At 68.9% G+C, this 15782-nt stretch carries 17 protein-coding genes; 8 read left to right on the forward strand and 9 right to left on the reverse strand.

The window, feature by feature from the left end; all coding sequences use genetic code 11:
• The first annotated feature begins 10 nt into the window (after window positions 1-10).
• Window positions 11-1318, forward strand: a complete 1308-nt coding sequence (locus M1E25_RS00480; protein WP_251408212.1) for a DUF445 domain-containing protein — start codon at window positions 11-13, stop codon at window positions 1316-1318.
• A gap of 127 nt (window positions 1319-1445) precedes the next feature.
• Here M1E25_RS00480 and M1E25_RS00485 read toward each other — a convergent pair whose 3' ends face one another.
• The 4 genes from M1E25_RS00485 to M1E25_RS00500 form a co-directional block, all read right to left on the reverse strand.
• Window positions 1446-1733 (reverse strand): hypothetical protein, encoded by a 288-nt coding sequence (locus tag M1E25_RS00485; protein WP_251407600.1) that lies wholly within the window; start codon window positions 1731-1733, stop codon window positions 1446-1448.
• A 20-nt stretch (window positions 1734-1753) separates the two neighbouring features.
• On the reverse strand, window positions 1754-2887 hold the full coding sequence (locus M1E25_RS00490; protein WP_251407603.1) for a WXG100 family type VII secretion target: 1134 nt from the start codon (window positions 2885-2887) through the stop codon (window positions 1754-1756).
• 52 nt (window positions 2888-2939) lie between these two features.
• Window positions 2940-3350 carry a hypothetical protein gene (locus tag M1E25_RS00495; RefSeq protein WP_251407606.1) on the reverse strand — a complete coding sequence of 137 codons (411 nt, stop codon included), beginning with the start codon at window positions 3348-3350 and terminating at the stop codon, window positions 2940-2942.
• A 364-nt stretch (window positions 3351-3714) separates the two neighbouring features.
• Window positions 3715-3921 carry a hypothetical protein gene (locus tag M1E25_RS00500; protein WP_251407609.1) on the reverse strand — a complete coding sequence of 69 codons (207 nt, stop codon included), beginning with the start codon at window positions 3919-3921 and terminating at the stop codon, window positions 3715-3717.
• 210 nt (window positions 3922-4131) lie between these two features.
• Between M1E25_RS00500 and M1E25_RS00505 the strand changes: the two genes are divergently transcribed.
• Window positions 4132-4872 (forward strand): class I SAM-dependent methyltransferase, encoded by a 741-nt coding sequence (locus M1E25_RS00505; protein WP_251407612.1) that lies wholly within the window; start codon window positions 4132-4134, stop codon window positions 4870-4872.
• A gap of 4 nt (window positions 4873-4876) precedes the next feature.
• Here the strand turns inward: M1E25_RS00505 and M1E25_RS00510 are convergent, their stop codons facing one another.
• Window positions 4877-6070 carry a translation initiation factor IF-2 gene (locus M1E25_RS00510; RefSeq protein ID WP_251407615.1) on the reverse strand — a complete coding sequence of 398 codons (1194 nt, stop codon included), beginning with the start codon at window positions 6068-6070 and terminating at the stop codon, window positions 4877-4879.
• A gap of 452 nt (window positions 6071-6522) precedes the next feature.
• On the opposite strand from M1E25_RS00510, the gene M1E25_RS00515 reads away from it, so the two are divergent.
• Window positions 6523-6918 (forward strand): nuclear transport factor 2 family protein, encoded by a 396-nt coding sequence (locus M1E25_RS00515; RefSeq protein WP_251407618.1) that lies wholly within the window; start codon window positions 6523-6525, stop codon window positions 6916-6918.
• A 49-nt stretch (window positions 6919-6967) separates the two neighbouring features.
• Window positions 6968-7495, forward strand: a complete 528-nt coding sequence (locus M1E25_RS00520; RefSeq protein WP_251407621.1) for an SMI1/KNR4 family protein — start codon at window positions 6968-6970, stop codon at window positions 7493-7495.
• Between the two features lie 58 nt (window positions 7496-7553).
• On the opposite strand, the gene M1E25_RS00525 is transcribed toward M1E25_RS00520, so the two are convergent.
• Together M1E25_RS00525 and M1E25_RS00530 are read right to left on the reverse strand one after the other, a co-directional pair.
• A complete protein-coding gene (locus tag M1E25_RS00525; RefSeq protein ID WP_251407624.1) occupies window positions 7554-7757 on the reverse strand; it encodes a DUF397 domain-containing protein in 204 nt (67 codons plus the stop codon).
• Window positions 7757-8602 (reverse strand): helix-turn-helix domain-containing protein, encoded by an 846-nt coding sequence (locus tag M1E25_RS00530; protein ID WP_251407627.1) that lies wholly within the window; start codon window positions 8600-8602, stop codon window positions 7757-7759. The genes M1E25_RS00525 and M1E25_RS00530 overlap by 1 nt, the downstream gene beginning before the upstream one ends.
• A gap of 196 nt (window positions 8603-8798) precedes the next feature.
• Between M1E25_RS00530 and M1E25_RS00535 the strand changes: the two genes are divergently transcribed.
• From M1E25_RS00535 to M1E25_RS00550, 4 genes are all read left to right on the forward strand, one after another.
• On the forward strand, window positions 8799-9236 hold the full coding sequence (locus tag M1E25_RS00535) for an ATP-binding protein (RefSeq protein WP_251407630.1): 438 nt from the start codon (window positions 8799-8801) through the stop codon (window positions 9234-9236).
• A gap of 210 nt (window positions 9237-9446) precedes the next feature.
• Window positions 9447-11501, forward strand: coding sequence for a helix-turn-helix domain-containing protein (locus tag M1E25_RS00540; RefSeq protein ID WP_251407633.1), 2055 nt, complete (start codon window positions 9447-9449; stop codon window positions 11499-11501).
• The gene (locus tag M1E25_RS00545) at window positions 11498-12475 is read left to right on the forward strand and encodes a hypothetical protein (RefSeq protein WP_251407636.1); all 978 of its coding nucleotides are present in this window, start codon (window positions 11498-11500) and stop codon (window positions 12473-12475) included. Before M1E25_RS00540 ends, M1E25_RS00545 begins: the two co-directional genes overlap by 4 nt.
• Window positions 12472-13428: a DUF6339 family protein gene (locus M1E25_RS00550; RefSeq protein ID WP_251407639.1), complete on the forward strand. Its 957-nt coding sequence runs from the start codon at window positions 12472-12474 to the stop codon at window positions 13426-13428. The genes M1E25_RS00545 and M1E25_RS00550 overlap by 4 nt, the downstream gene beginning before the upstream one ends.
• Here the strand turns inward: M1E25_RS00550 and M1E25_RS00555 are convergent.
• Together M1E25_RS00555 and M1E25_RS00560 are read right to left on the reverse strand one after the other, a co-directional pair.
• Window positions 13392-14729, reverse strand: a complete 1338-nt coding sequence (locus M1E25_RS00555) for a DNA cytosine methyltransferase (protein WP_251407642.1) — start codon at window positions 14727-14729, stop codon at window positions 13392-13394. The genes M1E25_RS00550 and M1E25_RS00555 overlap by 37 nt on opposite strands.
• Window positions 14730-14765: 36 nt before the next feature.
• Window positions 14766-15749, reverse strand: coding sequence for a DNA cytosine methyltransferase (locus M1E25_RS00560; RefSeq protein ID WP_251407645.1), 984 nt, complete (start codon window positions 15747-15749; stop codon window positions 14766-14768).
• Window positions 15750-15782: the final 33 nt, after the last annotated feature.

Genomic DNA, 15782 nt, shown 5'->3' on the forward strand with positions numbered 1-15782 from the left:
CGATGAGGTGATGGATACCCGTCCGGAACCCCCGGCATCCGGCACGGCCCCGGGTGCTTTCAGCGACAGTCCTGCCGACGAGGAGAAGCGTCGCGGGGTGCGGCAGATGAAGGTCATCGCGACCGGTCTGCTGCTGTTCGTCGCGCTGGTGTACGGCCTGGCGGAGTGGGCGCGCAGCTCGGGAGCGGGCGCGTGGGCGGGCTATGTGGCGGCGGCCGCCGAGGCGGGCATGGTGGGTGCGCTGGCCGACTGGTTCGCGGTCACGGCGCTGTTCACCCGGCCGCTGGGCCTCCCCATCCCGCACACGGCCATCATTCCGACGAAGAAGGACACTCTGGGCAGAACGCTGGGCGATTTCGTGGGTGAGAATTTTCTCTCCTCTCATGTGGTGCGGACCCGGCTGCGGGCCGTTGGGGTGAGCCGCAGGCTCGGTACCTGGTTGGAGCAGCCGGCCAACGCCGACCGGGTGACGTCGGAGATCTCGACCGTTCTCAGGGGCGCGTTGACGGTGCTGCGCGACGCCGACGTGCAGGCGGTCGTCGGCGAGGCCATCACCCGCCGGGCCAACGCCCAGGAGATCGCCCCGGGCATCGGCAAGCTGCTCGGCCGGATCGTGGACGACGGGGCGCATCGCAAGGTCGTGGACCTCGTCATCGTCCGGGCGCGTGAATGGCTGGATCTGCACCGTGACGCGGTGCTCGCGGCCGTCGAGGGCGGCGCTCCCGGATGGACGCCCCGGTTCGTGGACCGGCGGGTCGGGGAGCGGGTCTACAAGGAGATTGTGCGTTTCGTCACCGAGATGCGGGACATGCCGCAGCATCCCGCGCGGGACGCCGTGGACCGGTTCCTTGCCGACTTCGCCCGCGATCTGCGGACGGATCCGGACACCCGGGCACGTGTCGAGCGGCTCAAGGGCGACATCCTTGAGCGTGAGGAGGTGCAGGAGCTCATCGCCTCCGCCTGGGACGCGGTCCGCGCCATGGTGGTGGCCGCCGCGGACGACGAGCGCAGCGAGCTGCGCCTGCGGACCCGCGCGGGTCTGCTGTCGCTGGGCGCCCGGCTGGTGCGGGACGAGCGGCTGCGCGGGAAGATCGACGGCTGGCTGGAGGAGGCCGCCGTCCACGTCGTCACCTCGTACCGGGACGAGATCACCGCGCTGATCACGGACACCGTGGCGGGCTGGGACGCCGAGCAGACCTCCCGCAAGATCGAGGCGAACATCGGGCGCGACCTGCAGTTCATCCGCATCAACGGCACGGTGGTGGGCGCGCTCGCGGGCCTGCTCATCTACACGGTGGCGCACGCCTTCGGGGCGTGAGCGGGCCGCAAATCGTCCGAGCGGTCCGTTACGAGGCCGCCTCCCTGCCTTGCTCTCGCGGCCAACTGCTGGGCGGGCCGAGCACGCACTGGCATCCGCGAATCTCCCGGAGGCGGGCGACGCTCCATCAGGCGCTTTCCAGGGTGGCGAGCCACAGGCTCAGCGGGATGGAGGCGAGCGCGATGAGGAACCCCGCGACTGCCTTCCCGGTGTGGATCTCCCGCTTGCCCCGGATTGCGAGGTAGGCGGCGATCGGCGGGAGGACGACGAGCAGGAGGAGGGCGTAGCGCCAGCCGTCCTCCGAGATGGCGAAGACCATGAGGGCCCAGCCGGCCGCGACCGAGGCCACGCTCAGGTCCCGGCACCGCGAGAGGAACAACTCGTACCCGCCCGAGCCGCCTTGAAGGAACGCCATGGTGGTGACCTGCCTCTCCGTTACACCGCCCGGTGGTCGTAGCCACCGGTGCCCACCTCGGGAAAACCGTCCGCCGCGGAGAACCCGTTGATTGCCGTCGACATCACCACGCCGAGCGCGCTCAGCGCCGTGGCCACGGCGTCGAACGCCCGGGCCGCCTCGGCCCACATCTCCATGAGCCGGATCGCCTGCATCGCGGCGAGCGCGAACATCGCCGCCGACGCGACCTGCCCGCCGACCGGGATCGCGTTGACCGCCTGCGCCGCGAGCAGGTTGACCAGCCAGATGACCAGCAGGTCGCAGAACATCACGAGGAACGACTTGAGGAACTCGGCGAACTGGAACGCCATCTGCGCGGCCTGCGTGTAGCAGTCGCGCAGCGACTCGAATGTCTCCTGGATCTTGCCCAGCTTGGTGCAGAACTCGTCGAAGTACACGGTGGCGGCGTCTGCGGCGTTGCCGTTCCACGTGAGCCCCACGTGCCGATTGCCCTTGCGTGTGTTGGCGGCCAGCGCGTCGCAGAAGGCTGCGAGATTGCCCCAGGCGTCCGCGCAGTCGTTGTAGCCGTTCCAGTCCCCGAACACCCAGTTCGTCGCCTCGGCGAACGGGTCGAAGTCGAAGAGGAGCTTGGACGCCTCGACTGCCATCGCGGACGGGCTGCCGAGGTCGAGCGCGCTGCCGAGCGTCTTCTGCACCGGGCTCATCCTGTACTCGTCGGCGTGCCCGGAGCCGTACTTGACGAAGGCGTTGCTGCTGTCGCCATCCGGCTTCTTCAGCTTCTCCGCCGCGTCGGCGGCGTCGGTGAAGTCCCCCGGATCGCCCTTGGAGGCGTCCGGCGGCGCCTTGGAGCCGGGATAGGTGGTGTCCATCCTCGCCGCCTCGTCACGGTCCGTCTCGCGGTAGTACCTGGCCGAGCCGGCCAGTTCCCGCTTCGAGGACTCCAGAACGCGTTGGATCTTCCCCAGCGCCTTCTTGGCCTCGCTCACGTACGAGTCGTGGTCACCCGCGACGAGGTCCCACAGCTCCCCGCCCGCAACCTTGTCGATCTGCGTGTTCGAGCTCGTGTACGCCACGGCCTGCGCGCTGTGGTCCGCGGCGCGACCCACCAACTTCGAGAAGCCCTCGATGGCTTCCGGATCCACACGGAAGTCCATGATCCCCCTGTCCGATCTGCTTCACCCCCGGCGGCCGGCCGGGGGCAGTCGCTCAGTAAGCGGACCAGCCGCGACCGTCGTGCCGCTGCCTCCCGGTCGGACGTTCCGCCGCCCGCGCGCGCCGCTCCTCGTCCAACTCCCGCTGCTCCAGATTGAGTTGCTGCTGGCCCTGCTCGGCGAGTTCCTCGCGCTCGGCGTCGGACATCGAGGCCCACTTCTCGGCGAGTGGGGCGGAATGCTCGACGGCCTGCTCGGCGTAAGCGGACACCTGCGCCGCGTCCCGCAGCGAGATGCGCCCGGCGAGGACGTCCTGCGCCATCTCCTTGAGCGTGTCGCCCGCGAGGCCCGATGCGAGGTGGTTCAGGGACTTCTGGAGAACCCTGGCCTGCACGGGGTCCTGCTGCGTCATCTCCAGGAACTCGGACTCGTCGACCGGTTCGGGGGAACGGAAAGAGGCGTCCACGATTACCTCGTCGGGGTCGGCGGCGTGTGCGTCTCGAGCGACACGAACCTATCGCACGCGGGTGGGCGCGTCCGCATCGCGCACAGCGATCGTGCCGCTCGGCGGATGGGCGGAAGCCGTTGTACGGACCCCCGGGACGCCGCCACCTGTGACGGCGCGGCCCGGGAGTGCTCCGGGACGGTCGGTACGCCGACCGTCCCGGGGGCGATGGTCGACGAAATGACCGGCCTTGTCGTCGGACAGCGGACATGATGGAGAAGCCGGGCCTCCCTGTTCAGGCGGGCGGACAATCTCTGCTCTCGACCCTCACGGCCCCGGCGCGGTCGTCCACACGTCGCATGCCACCAGCGGGAGATGTGCCGTCTCACGTGCCACTGGACGCCCGGGCCTTCGACCTGTACTTCTTCACCGCCGGTAAGGACTGCTCCTTCGGTGTCGAGGCGAACGTCACCAGCGGCGGCACGGACGCCTGGTATCCACTCGACATCAGCAGCGAGGCACCCGAGCGCCGGGGGTTCGTGGCCGGAATGGCCGACCGGTACGCCTCCGTGGTGCCCTCGGTGAATGTCAACGGGGCACAGGCTCCACGGCCCGGGAAACCCGTTCGGCCCGCTCGACGTGAGGAAGGATCCGCTCTGACAGCGGGCATGCCCGTTCATTTCGCCGCGGAGTTGCGGACCCGCATGCGACAACGGTGGCCGGGACTGCGTCCGTTGCCTGCGGAGAGCACCCCGACCCTGGTACTGAGCGATCGGTTGATCCGGTGCCGGATACTGGCGCGATGCCCGCCGAGTTCACCGATGCCGACGCCGCCGCGCTGTACGACTTGCTGAACCCGTGGGATCCGGGCCGGTTCCCCAGCGACGCCTTCTACGACGAGCTGGTGACGGCCGCCGGCTCGGTCCTGGACCTCGGCTGCGGCACCGGTGCGATGCTGCACCGTGCGCGTGAACGCCGCCACACCGGGCGCCTGGTGGGCCTGGACCCGGATCGTGCCGCGCTGGCCAGGGCCCGGCGGCGCACGGACGTCGAGTGGGTCGAGGGCACCGCGGCCGATGCCTGCTGGGACGCCGAGTTCGACCTCGCCACGATGGTCAGCCACGCCTTCCAGTGCCTCGTCACCGACGAAGACCTGCGAGCCTCGCTCGCGGCCGTCCGCGCCGCGCTCGGCCCGGAAGGGCGCTTCGCGTTCGAGACCCGGCACCCGCAGGCGCGGGCCTGGGAGGACTGGAATCCTTCCAACGCCACCGACGTCGTTGCTGCGGGCGGCCGTGCGCTGCGGGTGTGGCACGAGGTCGAGGACGTCACCGGGGACGTGGTCACCTTCACCGAGACGACCGCCGAGGCCGGTGGCGCCGTGCTCCGCGTCGACCGGACCTCCCTGCGCTTCCTGGACGTTCCGGCGCTCGACGCGTTCCTGACCGAGGCGGGGTTCGCGGTCGAGGCCCGCTACGGCGACTGGCATAGCGGGCCGCTCACCGCCGCCAGCCGCGAGATCGTCACCATCGCCCGTCGGGCGTAGCGCGTCAGGCCGCGTGACGGGCGTCGTCGGCACTGCTGCGGCAGTCCCGGCAGCGACCGGGGTGCGGTGAGCGGAACGCGCGGTCGCAGCCCTCGCACGTCCGGAGCGGGACGGCAGCCGCGGCCGGTGGGGACGTGTGCGGGACGGGCGGCTGCCAGGCGGCCAGCCGGTAGGCCAGCAGCCGGGCCGGACGGCGGTCGAAGTGGGCGGGCAGCCCGGTCGAGAGGGCTTCGGCGATGTCGGTGGACCCGGCGCCGAGGGCGAGCCAGCGTCCGACGGCGGGCGCGAGGTGGCGGATCTCCTGCTCGGTGAGCGTCAGCCGGGCGTCCCGGGTGCGCAGCGAGCGCAGCACGGACACGGGGCGGGGGTCGGGCACCACGCCGTCCGCCGGGGGTGGGACGGGCTCTGGGGGCGGGACGTGCTCGGGGGCCGGGGGCGGGCCCGGTTCCGCGTCGTCGGCCGGGAGATCCGCCGGGGGAGGCGGCGCGCAGTGTCCGGTGGCCCGCGGGTGTTCCGTCGTCGGCGGCGGGGGAGCGGGCACAGCAGGGGAGTCGGCGGTCTGCGTCGCCGAATCGGCGGGCGCGGGGCGGACGGAGTCCGGACGGCCGGTGGTTGCCGGGCAGGCGGGCTCCGGACAGCCGGTGGTGGCCCGTGCGGGGCGGTCTGCGGCGGAGGGTGTCGCCTCATGCGGTGCTGCGGCGGTCGGTCCGGTGGCGGGCAATGCGACGGCGTGACGCGTGACGGCGGCGGGTAGCGGGACGGCAGCTGGTGCGACGGCGGCTTGTGCGACGGCCGGGCGCGCGGGTGCGTCGCCGACGCGTCCCGCGCCCGGATCGTCGTAGACGAAGGTGCGGGTGCGGATGCGTCCGCCGGAGGTGCGTTCCACGCGGCGCTCGATCCAGCCGTCGGCCTCCAGTTCGCGCAGGGCGCGGCCGATGAGGACTTCGCCCTCGTCGAAGTGGGAGCAGAGGGCCTTGATGCTGATGGGGGCGCCGTCGGGGAGCGAGAAGACGTACGCGGCGACGCCGATCGTGACCGCGCTTCCGGCGCGACGGGCCAGGCGGTTGGCGAGGACGGTGAAGTGCCCGGTGTGCCGGGAGCGGACGCGGATGACGCCGGAGCGGGCGGCGGGGGCGGTCGAGGGGGCCGGAGAACCGGCCCGGGGGCGCGCGGGCGCGCTACCCTGCGGAACAGCCATCGGAAGTGCACTCTTCCTGATCGGTCAGGCCCTCGGCCGGGACTGCCATCCCTGCCGGGGGCCGCATTGCGTATGGGGGTTGTGGTGCCGCCGACCGTACACCCAGAATCGCGCATTCCTCTCGAACTCACCCGAACGAGCAACAGGTTGGAGGGGAGGGAGGGGGAGAGAGTTCTTCACCAGGTTCTTGGAAAGCGGCGTGGTCCACCGGGTCCTGGCCGGGCCGGACCCGGTCGTGACCTTGCGGGATCCGGTGGACCCGGGAGTCGGTCGGCCCCATGTCGGCAGATGGGACATTAACGGCCAAAGGGGGTGAGGAGATGCGTGGTGCGTTGCCTGGTCGAAAGCTCGATGTCGACGCACCGTTTCGCGGAACTCACGCCTCCGAAAGGGCCGTTGTGCTGCTCCCCGGAGACGGGAAAGCGGTTGACGCGCCGGGCGAGAATGACGGCATGAGCAGCGAAACGGACGCGACGGACGACGTGCAGGTGGCGATCGCGGGCGAACTGCGCCTGCATGATCCCGCGGTGAGGGCATCGAGATCGGCTGCCGAGCAGCTGCTGGACCCGGACTTCGTGGAGGTCGGGAAGTCCGGCCGGCGGTGGAAGCGTGAGGAGATGCTCGCGGAACTCCCCGCGTTCGAGACCAGTCGTCACACCGGACCACGCATCGAGGTGTCGCGCATGACGGGCGTCCAACTGGCGCCGGGACTCGTCCACCTGACGTACGAGACCGTGGTCGGCGGCGCGCGCGCCCGCCGAAGTTCCCTGTGGCGCAAGGGCGATGACGGTACCGGCTGGCGGGTCTACTACCACCACGCCACCCCCGTCCCGCCGGGAACTGCGTGAAGGGTCCCGCACCCGGGGGCCTGTCGGTGACGGCGGTTAGCGTGCGCGCATGAACGAGACGATCAGCCACGACCGCCGTTTCCCGCCCGCCCTGGCCGCCGTCGCACAGGTCGAATTCGACTACGACGACGGCGAGGGCGTCGACTTCGAGCCGTACCGGGCCTTCGACTCGGCGGAGGAGACCACCGACTGGCTGTGCCTGTGGACCGGCAACCGTGAGCTCGGCGGGGATGCCTACCGGATCTTCGGGCAGGACGGCGCCGGCGGTCTCGCGGCCCTGTGGTGCGTGCGCCCAGGGCAGCCGCTGGATGCCCAGCCCGTGGTGTTCATGGGCTCGGAGGGCGAGGTCGGGATCGTGGCGGGGAACCTCTCCGACTTCGTGTGGGTGCTGGCCGACGGCTTCGGCCCCCGGGAGGCCGCGTTGGACTGGGAGCGCGAGCCGCGCCCCGACGCCGCCCTGGCCGACCTCGCGCAGCGGCACGCGACCACCGCCCGCCGCCCCGCCCGGGAGATCGTCACCGAGGCCCAGGCCGAATTCGCAACCTACTCCGACGACGTGGACGCCCTCTGCCGGTGAGTGCCGGGGGGTCAGTGAACTCGTGGTGGTCGTGCAAGCCGCTATGGGGGATGGTCGTTCAGCGCAGTTGCGCTGAGCACACAGCGCTTAGGAAGTGTCGCCACTCCTCGCGTGAGAACGCCAGCACAGGGCCATCAGGGTCTTTTGAGTCGCGAACGGATGTGCCCGAACGCGTGAAGGCGGCCTCCACGCACTCTGTGCCACTGCCGCCGCTGTATGACGACTTGAACCAGGCCACATCGGTGCACTGTCGTTCGTCCATCACAGCTCCTTGCTGATCCGATCGATTTCCGCCGCCGACGCCGAGATGTCCAGCGCCTGTGCACGCAAGTACTCGAACGCCAACTTATAGCGTTCGAGTTCCTGAGGCTTCTCCATGAACAGGCCGCCACCGAGCACGTCCACGTAGACGACGTCCAGCTCGGGCGCCGGCCCGCCCAGGATCACGAAGCTTCCCACTGCCGCAGCATGAGCGCCGGTCGAGAACGGCAGCACCTGCAAGGTCACTTGAGGGCTCTCCGCCATGTCCGCGAGATGTTTCAGCTGCTCGCGCATCGTCTCGCGGCCGCCGACCAGGCGCCGGATCACTGCCTCGTCGATGACCGCCCAGATGTGCGGCGGTTCCGTTCTGCGCAGCAGTTCCTGGCGCTTCATCCGGATGTCGACCATGTGCCGCACCTCTTGCTCGGTGCACCGCATTTCCGATGCCCGGTGGACGGCCTCGGCGTAGGCGCGGGTCTGGAGGAGCCCCGGCACGTACATGCTCGCGTAATGGTCCTCACGAACGACTTCGTCCTCGAGGGTCAGCATCAGGTTCATGGATTCCGGGACAGGGTCGGCGAGTGAGCGCCACCATCCTTGGATCTTGGCGCCCTTGGCCAGTTCGACCAGCGCCAGGCGCTCTTCGTCGGACGCCTCGTACTCCCGGCAAAGGGCATCGACGGCCGGCCACTTCACAGCCCCTTCTTTGGTCTCGTAGCGGCTCAGTGTGGCTTTCGAAATCCCCACAGCCGCGCCGGCTTCCTCCAGAGTGAGCCCCTTGAGCTCACGAAGCCGACGGAGATCGGCACCCAGTTGCCGTCTACGAGTTGTTGGTCCCACTGCCATGGTCGAGGCCTCTCAGAGTCGATCGCCATGAGTCTGCACGGCAGGACGTGGCAGTGCCACACAGCGTGCGCCGGGGGCGCGCGCACCGGGGTAGTGCTTCCGTCGCCCCTCGATGAGAGTTCCATTCTGACACTCTCACTGCAACGCTGTGAGTTGAATTGCTCACTGATGGTGACTCCGAAGGAGGGGTGTGTCTATGGGATCGGGACAACTCGAGGTCACGCCAAGCAGGTGGCAGCTGGAATTCCTTGCGGAGTCGGCCCAACTCGCGAGCCTTCGACAACTGGTGCGGAAGCAACTCCTCACCTGGGGTGTTCCGCAGCTTGTCGAAGCAGCCGAACTCTGCGTGAGCGAGTTGGTCGCGAACGTTGTCACCCATGTCGGTCCCGGGACCCCCGCCACGCTGGCGCTGTCGTTGTCCGGTGGGCGTTTGCGCATCGACGTCCACGACCCCGATGCCCGCGCACTCCCCACGCTGCTCATGGCGGGGCCGGAAGCCGAGGGCGGTCGTGGGGTGCGCCTGGTCGACGCGGTGGCGCAATGCTGGGGCGTGATCCTCACCGGGCGCGGCAAGGTGACGTGGTGTGAGCTGGGACATGCCGGCCTGGGTGGGACCCCTCAGCCGGTCCCGTGACGCCTGTCCTGAGCGGCGACGGCTTCGCTCGGTTCGTGGCCAGGGCGCGGCCGACTCGTCTGATTGCCGACCTGCAAGATCGGTTGATCCGATCACGTATGCGGCTTCTCGATGCGACCATGGTCCTTTGAGCGGGACGGACGGATAACCGCGGCGCGCATCGTGGGCAGCCATCGGTCCGGGGGTGGCGTCGCCGTGTGAGGAGGATCGGTGGACAACGAGGTCGGAGCCGAGGGCTACGGCTCGTGGCTCGAGCAAAGGCTGCGACAACAGGGCATTTCGACGGCCGAGTTGGCGAAGCGACTCGATGTGACACCGGCGGCGGTCTCGGCATGGATCGGCGGCAGATCGGAGCCACGGGATGCCATGAAGAGAGCGGTCGCGAATCTCTTGGGCGGCGAACCGACCCCGCTCGCCTCTCCGGTCTCCTGGTACCACCGGCCGGCTCATGCCGATGGGGGACGGGAGTTCGGCAACGCAGCGGCCTTCGCTTTCGACGCCGACGTGTCCGTCCTGGCCCGAGAAGCCACGCAGAACAGCCTCGACGAGCGTCTGGACTCCGCTCGCCCGGTGCGCGTGCGATACACCCTGCATGAACTCACCGGTGACCACCTGAACTTCTTTCTCCGAGACCTCGGTTGGGACGACCTCGAACCGCACTATCGAGTGGCGGCCGAGCAGAAGCAGAAGGTGGGACGGGTTCTCGCCGAAGCGCTCCGCGAACTGCGTGAGATCGGCAGCCTGTTGTTGCTGCGGGTGGACGACTTCAACGCCACCGGCCTCATCGGTGGCGACTACGGCGACAGCAAGTTCGCGGCGGTCGTCCGGGATCAGCTCAACAGCAACAAGAGCAGCAACCAGGCCGGTGGCTCCTACGGACTCGGCAAGGCGACGCTCTGGGCAACCAGTCGATTCGGTCTCGTGCTGATCAACAGCACCCTCTCCGAACCCCACGAGGGACGGACGGAGCGACGGCTCGTCGGCCGGCTCGAACTGCCCTGGCACGTCCTCGCCGAGGACGAGTTCGCCGGACCCGCGTGGCTGGGGACGGGGGATCCCGAGCGCGAAGGCATCGCGCGCTCGTGGTGGGCGGACGAGGCGACCGCCGAGGCGCTCCACCTCGAGCGCGACACCTCGGAACCGGGCACGTCCTTCCTGATCGTCGGGGCACACGACGCGGCAGGCGACACCGGAAACCTCCAGGACATGCACCGCAAGCTCGTGTCCACCCTCGGGCAGAACTTCTGGGCGGCCATGACCTCCGGTCGTGACAGGACTCCGCTGCTGGAGGCATCGGTCGTCACCATGCGCAACGGGATCTTCGTGACGGACGAGGAGCGCGTGGACCCGCACGTCGAACAGCCCGCTTGCGCCAGGGCTTTGCGCGCCTATCTCGACGGAGATACCGTCGACCAGCTCACCGCGGCACACCAGGTCGCTCTCGCGCACGTGACTCTGCGAGTTCCCCGACTCGGCACGGAACCGCGTACCGAGGGCGGCGCGGAACACGAAGCCGTCCTCCTCGTCACGCCGGCCGACGACAAGGACGAGTCGAGCAATCGCCTGGTCTGCATGCGCGGGAACCGGATGACGGTCATGGAGAGAGCCGTGCGGGACCTGCCGTTGGGCACGGACCCCTTCCAGGCCGTGCTTCTCGCCGGACGCGCCACGGGGCGGGAAACACGCGCCACAGGCCTCGCGGAAGCCTTCCTCCGTGCGGCGGAGCCCCCCGAGCACAACGACTGGAACAAGACCGAGGAACTGGCGGCGACGTACGCCAGGGGCGCGCTGAGCAGGATCACCGAGTTCCGCAGGGACATGGACGCCGCCGTGCGGGGGATCATCGGCCGGCGCAAGGCCAAGCGCGACGGGGGGCCGGACGTGCTGCGCGATCTGCTGCGGCTCGACGTGGCGAATACGTCGCGCAGGGTGAACGCGCACCCCTCGATCCGGCACGTGAGCGCATCGGTCGACGACAGCGGGGCCTGGCAGGTCCAGGCCGAGGTGAAGCTGCCTGCCCGCGAGGACGCCTGGACGCTCGAAGCCGTGGCGAAGTTCGACGTTCGCTCCGGAGGAAGGCCGCGCGTGCCGTGGGCACGGCTCGCCGCCGGTGAGAACTGCCGGGTGGAGAACGGCCTGTTGATGTTCTCCCCGGGAGCGCGGAGTGCGTCCTTCACCGGCGTCACGGACGTCACCGCGCACCCCGTGAACGCGGCGATGGCGAGTCTCGTGGTCGATTTGCAGAAGGCGAGGGAGTCCGCGTGACAACGTCTGTTCGTCCCTACCCGACCCTTGCCGGTTCCGTCGAACTGGAGGTCGTCGGCGCCGCTCTCGACGGGCGACCGCAATTGCTCGACATGATTTCGCGGCAGGAACGCGTCGTCGCCCTGCACCTGAACGAGCGGAGCGACTGGCGAGAGGCACGGCTGGAGCTTCGGGCGCGCCTCCCCCAGAGGGAGCTGTCGACAGGGCCCTGGCAGAAAGTGGAATGCGTCGCCGTCCTCACGGAGGGTGTCACCAACAGCCGGACGTTGCGACCGTTGCGCAGAGCCTCCGATGGCTCCTGGGCCGGCTCCATCACCGTGGAGCGGGACCTGCACCGGGTCCGTGCCGATCTGGACCTGTTCGTCACCGCAACGATCGGCGATGTCCCGGGCCGGATCGTCGGGACGGACGAGAACCCGTGGATCGTCGATCTCACGGCGCGGACGCCCCTCCGACAGAGGACGCTCGAGATCAACGAGGTCGACTTCGGCGATGCCGATGTCCCCTGGCTCAGTCGTTTCAAGGAACTGCCCTGGCTCGTCGAGACCAGCGGTGGGGACGTGCCGACGGTGCATCTGAATCTCGGCTTCGAAGGACTGAAGGAACTGCTTGGATCCGGCGGCAGCGTCTCGGAGAAGGCACTGCGCGGGAGTATCGCTGCTCAGATAGCTGCAGAAGCGTGGACGGCCATGTTCCACTCCGCGATCAGCGAACTCGAACTCGACGACGACGGAACGCCTCAGTGGCCCGGAGGCTGGCGTGAATCGGTCCTGCGGATCATGCTGCCCGACGTACACCCCGAACTGCCGCCTGCGGACGCATTGTTCGAGGCACACAGCAGTCGGGCCAACGGGGGTGGTTGGCACGAACTGCAGTCGCGGATCCAGTACGCGGCATCCCGCAGGGCCAAGGTGTCGAGAAGCCTGAGCACGGCCATCCGCTCGCTGGACCGCTCCAAGGAGGCAAGGGCGTGAATCGGCACACGGTCGACCGATCGGATCTACTGGCCTTGTTGCCGGAGACAGTCGCCCTCAAGTACCTCACCCGGAGCGTGCTCTCCGGCCAGGAGGCACCGCCCCGCATCGCCTTGCTGCGGGCGGCATCACCGATGGGCGAGCCGAGCGCACGATGGAGCGCTTATGCCCTGTGCGAGCTCGTGGACGAGGCGATGAGCCGGTTCCCGGAGGGCTCCAGGGCCGCCGCGGACGCATGGCTCGCCCCACGGCTGCATGCCACTCTGCGGATGACCAGGGCAGAGGCGTCGGATCCCGAGCTGTGGATCTACGTGGCCATGGTCGTCGCGCCCGATTACGTGGTCTGGAGGCACCTCGGCGGTGCAGGTTCGTCGGGAGAGCCGGCAATGGTCGCCACGGGCAGGTTCACCGGTCCGCACTACACCCAGGCCTTCGCCCGCCTCTGGTGGGCGGCCGAACTCTTCCGTGACGGGGACGACTACCGTCCGGCAGTGACAGCGTGCAGGAACCAGGACGTTCTCAACACCGTGATGCGCCTCGACCTGATCGATCACCGGCCCTCGGCACGTGCGGTGGTGCGGCTGCTGGACCAGGGCACAATACGGACCGGGCGGGAGGTGAACGCCCTCGCGAAGGCGATCAACACGGCAGGGACCACTCTGCTGTACGACGTGCTTGCCCCCGACGAACTCCCCGAGCAGGAGGGGGTTCGGGAGTGGATTCGCGATGCCGAGACTGCGCCGCCGGCACCGTGGAAGGCGCTGCCCGACGGCCCCAAGGACGGTCGTATCCCGGAGGCCTCGGTCGACACGATGACGGGATGCTTCGCCGGCCTCTTCGAGAAGGCCCCCGTGCGCGGCCGAGCAGATTCGCCTTCCCCCGGCGTTCCGGCACAGGGGGTCAGCCTGCACAAGGCCTACGCAGAGTCCTCGGAACCCCGCAGCGCCCGGTAGACGACCTCAGCCAGGGCCATGGACAGGCCGACCGGGACGGCGTTGCCGATCTGTCGAGCGATCTGCGTCTTGCTGCCGCACCACCGGAAGTCCCTCGGGAACCCCTGGATCAGAGCGGCCTCGAGGTGCGTGATCGGGCGGTTCGCGACGGGGTGCAGGTACCGCCCCTTCTCCGGCTTGAAGAACTCGGTTCGAATCGTGACGGACGGCCTGTCCCAGTAGAGACGCCCCATCACGTCACCCGAACCGGATCGGTGGCTGATCCAGTTCGGCGTGGAGAGACTCTTGCCGTCGACCCCGATCGAGTGCGCCAGGGCATGACGGTTCTGCCCCTCCTTGATGGCGGCGTATCGCGCGAGGGAAAGGGCCGTCGGAGTCCGTCCGATGTGGAGCTGCTCGGTCGTGAACGGTCCCGGGATTCGGGTCCTGAGGAAATCGATGCGCTGGCTCGTCAGGAATCCGGACTCGTCGGTTCGGCGTGAGATGCGGACGGTGGCTGGGTTTCCGTCGGCGTCAAGGTCGGGAAGCTCGGTGCCGTTGACCTCGTGCGGAACGTCGACCAGGCACTCTCGGAGCGTCCTCCACGGGAGCTTGGTCTTCTTGGTCTTGGCCTCGCCCTCGGCGAGCGCGTCGCAGAGGGTGCCGTCGCGCATGCTCGCACGCATCGCAGCCGGGTTCTTGGCTTCATGGCCGGGATCCGGGTGCTCGACGGGCTTACATCCCTCGCGCGTCCCGATGACAATGGTGCGTTTGCGGGCCTGAGGAACGCCGTAATCCGCCGCATTCAGAATGGCGGGTTTGATCGTGTACCCCTCCTCCTTGAATGCGAGTCTGAGCGCCTCGAATTCATCGGATGTGCGGAAGCGGTCGACGTTCTCGATAATGAAGATTTGAGGTTTCGCCTTTTCGACGACCTTGAAGTACTGGCGCCACAGCTCGTTCCTGGCATCGCCAGACCGTGTCTTGTTGAGTCCCGAGAACCCCTGGCAGGGCGGACCTCCGAGGATCACGTCAGCGGACTGGATGTCCGTGTCCGCCCACTGGGTGATGTCGCCCACGTAGACATGGTCGGTTCCGCCGGCCCTGCTGCCGAAGTTCTCGGCATAGGTCAGTGCTGCTGCCGGATCCAGTTCGACGGCTGCGACAGGCTGGAATGCAGAAGGTTCTTGGGATCCCTCCGGGAGGGCTTTGCCGTCTACGCCGATCCTCAGGAACCCCTCGGTCAGACCTCCGCACCCGGCAAAGAGGTCGATCACCTTGATCGGCGCCGATAGGGGAGGTCCGGGGACAGAGCGGGTCATGGTAGCGGATCCTAGATCACTTGAGACCCCGCGGAGTCACCGGGGGCTGAGTGCCGCCGCCAATCGATGCCCGAGTGCTGTCGCCACCGGGGGCGGACACGCATGTCCGAGTTGACGATAGCGAGAGGTCTTGCCACCCACCAACTCCCAGTCTGCGGGCATGCCTTGGATGATCGCCACCTGTTCCACCGTGAGCTTCGGCAACAGCTTCGGATCTCCCTGCGGTAACCAGGGGAAATCGGGGTCGGGAACGGTGTCTCCGATGCTGATGCCGTTCACGCCGAGCCGGGCCCAGGACTTCTTGGTCCCGCTCGGCCCCAGGTCGGCCCCTCCACGGTTCTTGGACCCACCGACAATGGCGGGTGCGATCCGGCCGGCGCGCGCTGCCCAGGCAGCCGCATGAGGCCATCCGCCGCTGCCCATCGACGGCATCAACGCCTCGCCCACGGTGGGAGGAGGCTCGCGGTGCGGGGCAGGCCAATCGAGCCCCTTGGCTACTTCCTCCGCCAGGGCCACGAGCACCCCTTGTCGCCTGTCCTGCGGCACGCCGAAGTCGGACGCGTTCAACACCCGCCAGAACAGCCGGTATCCGAGGTGTTCCAGCTCCTCCTGGACGAAGTGCCGGATCTCCGCGTAGGGCTCCGCCGTGGCCAACTCGGGGACGTTTTCGATCAGCACGGCCCGAGGCCGGACACCGTGGACGAGCCAGATCGTCGCCTTCAGGAGCGCGAGTTCGTGGTCGCCATCGACACGGGCCACCGAGGCGTTCGAGCGGACCCGCGGGAGTCCCGCCGCGAAAAGGTCCACGTCGTGGACGTACGGGTGGTCGTGCGGATCGAAAGCCAGGAGGTCCGTTTCCAGGACGTTCCACCGGGGGCGATTGGCGCGCAGCGTTCCGCAGGCATGGCGATCGATCTCCACCAGCGCCACCGGATCAAACCCCGCGCATTCGAGGCCGAGGGCCTGGCCACCCGCCCCCGCGCAAATTTCGAGTGACGTGAGTCGTTGCTGATCGATCAATGGTTTTTCTCCGAGCGGTCGGGGATTGAGCCG

The sequence above is a fragment of the Streptomyces meridianus genome, from assembly GCF_023703325.1.
Classification (GTDB): Bacteria; Actinomycetota; Actinomycetes; order Streptomycetales; family Streptomycetaceae; genus Streptomyces; species Streptomyces meridianus.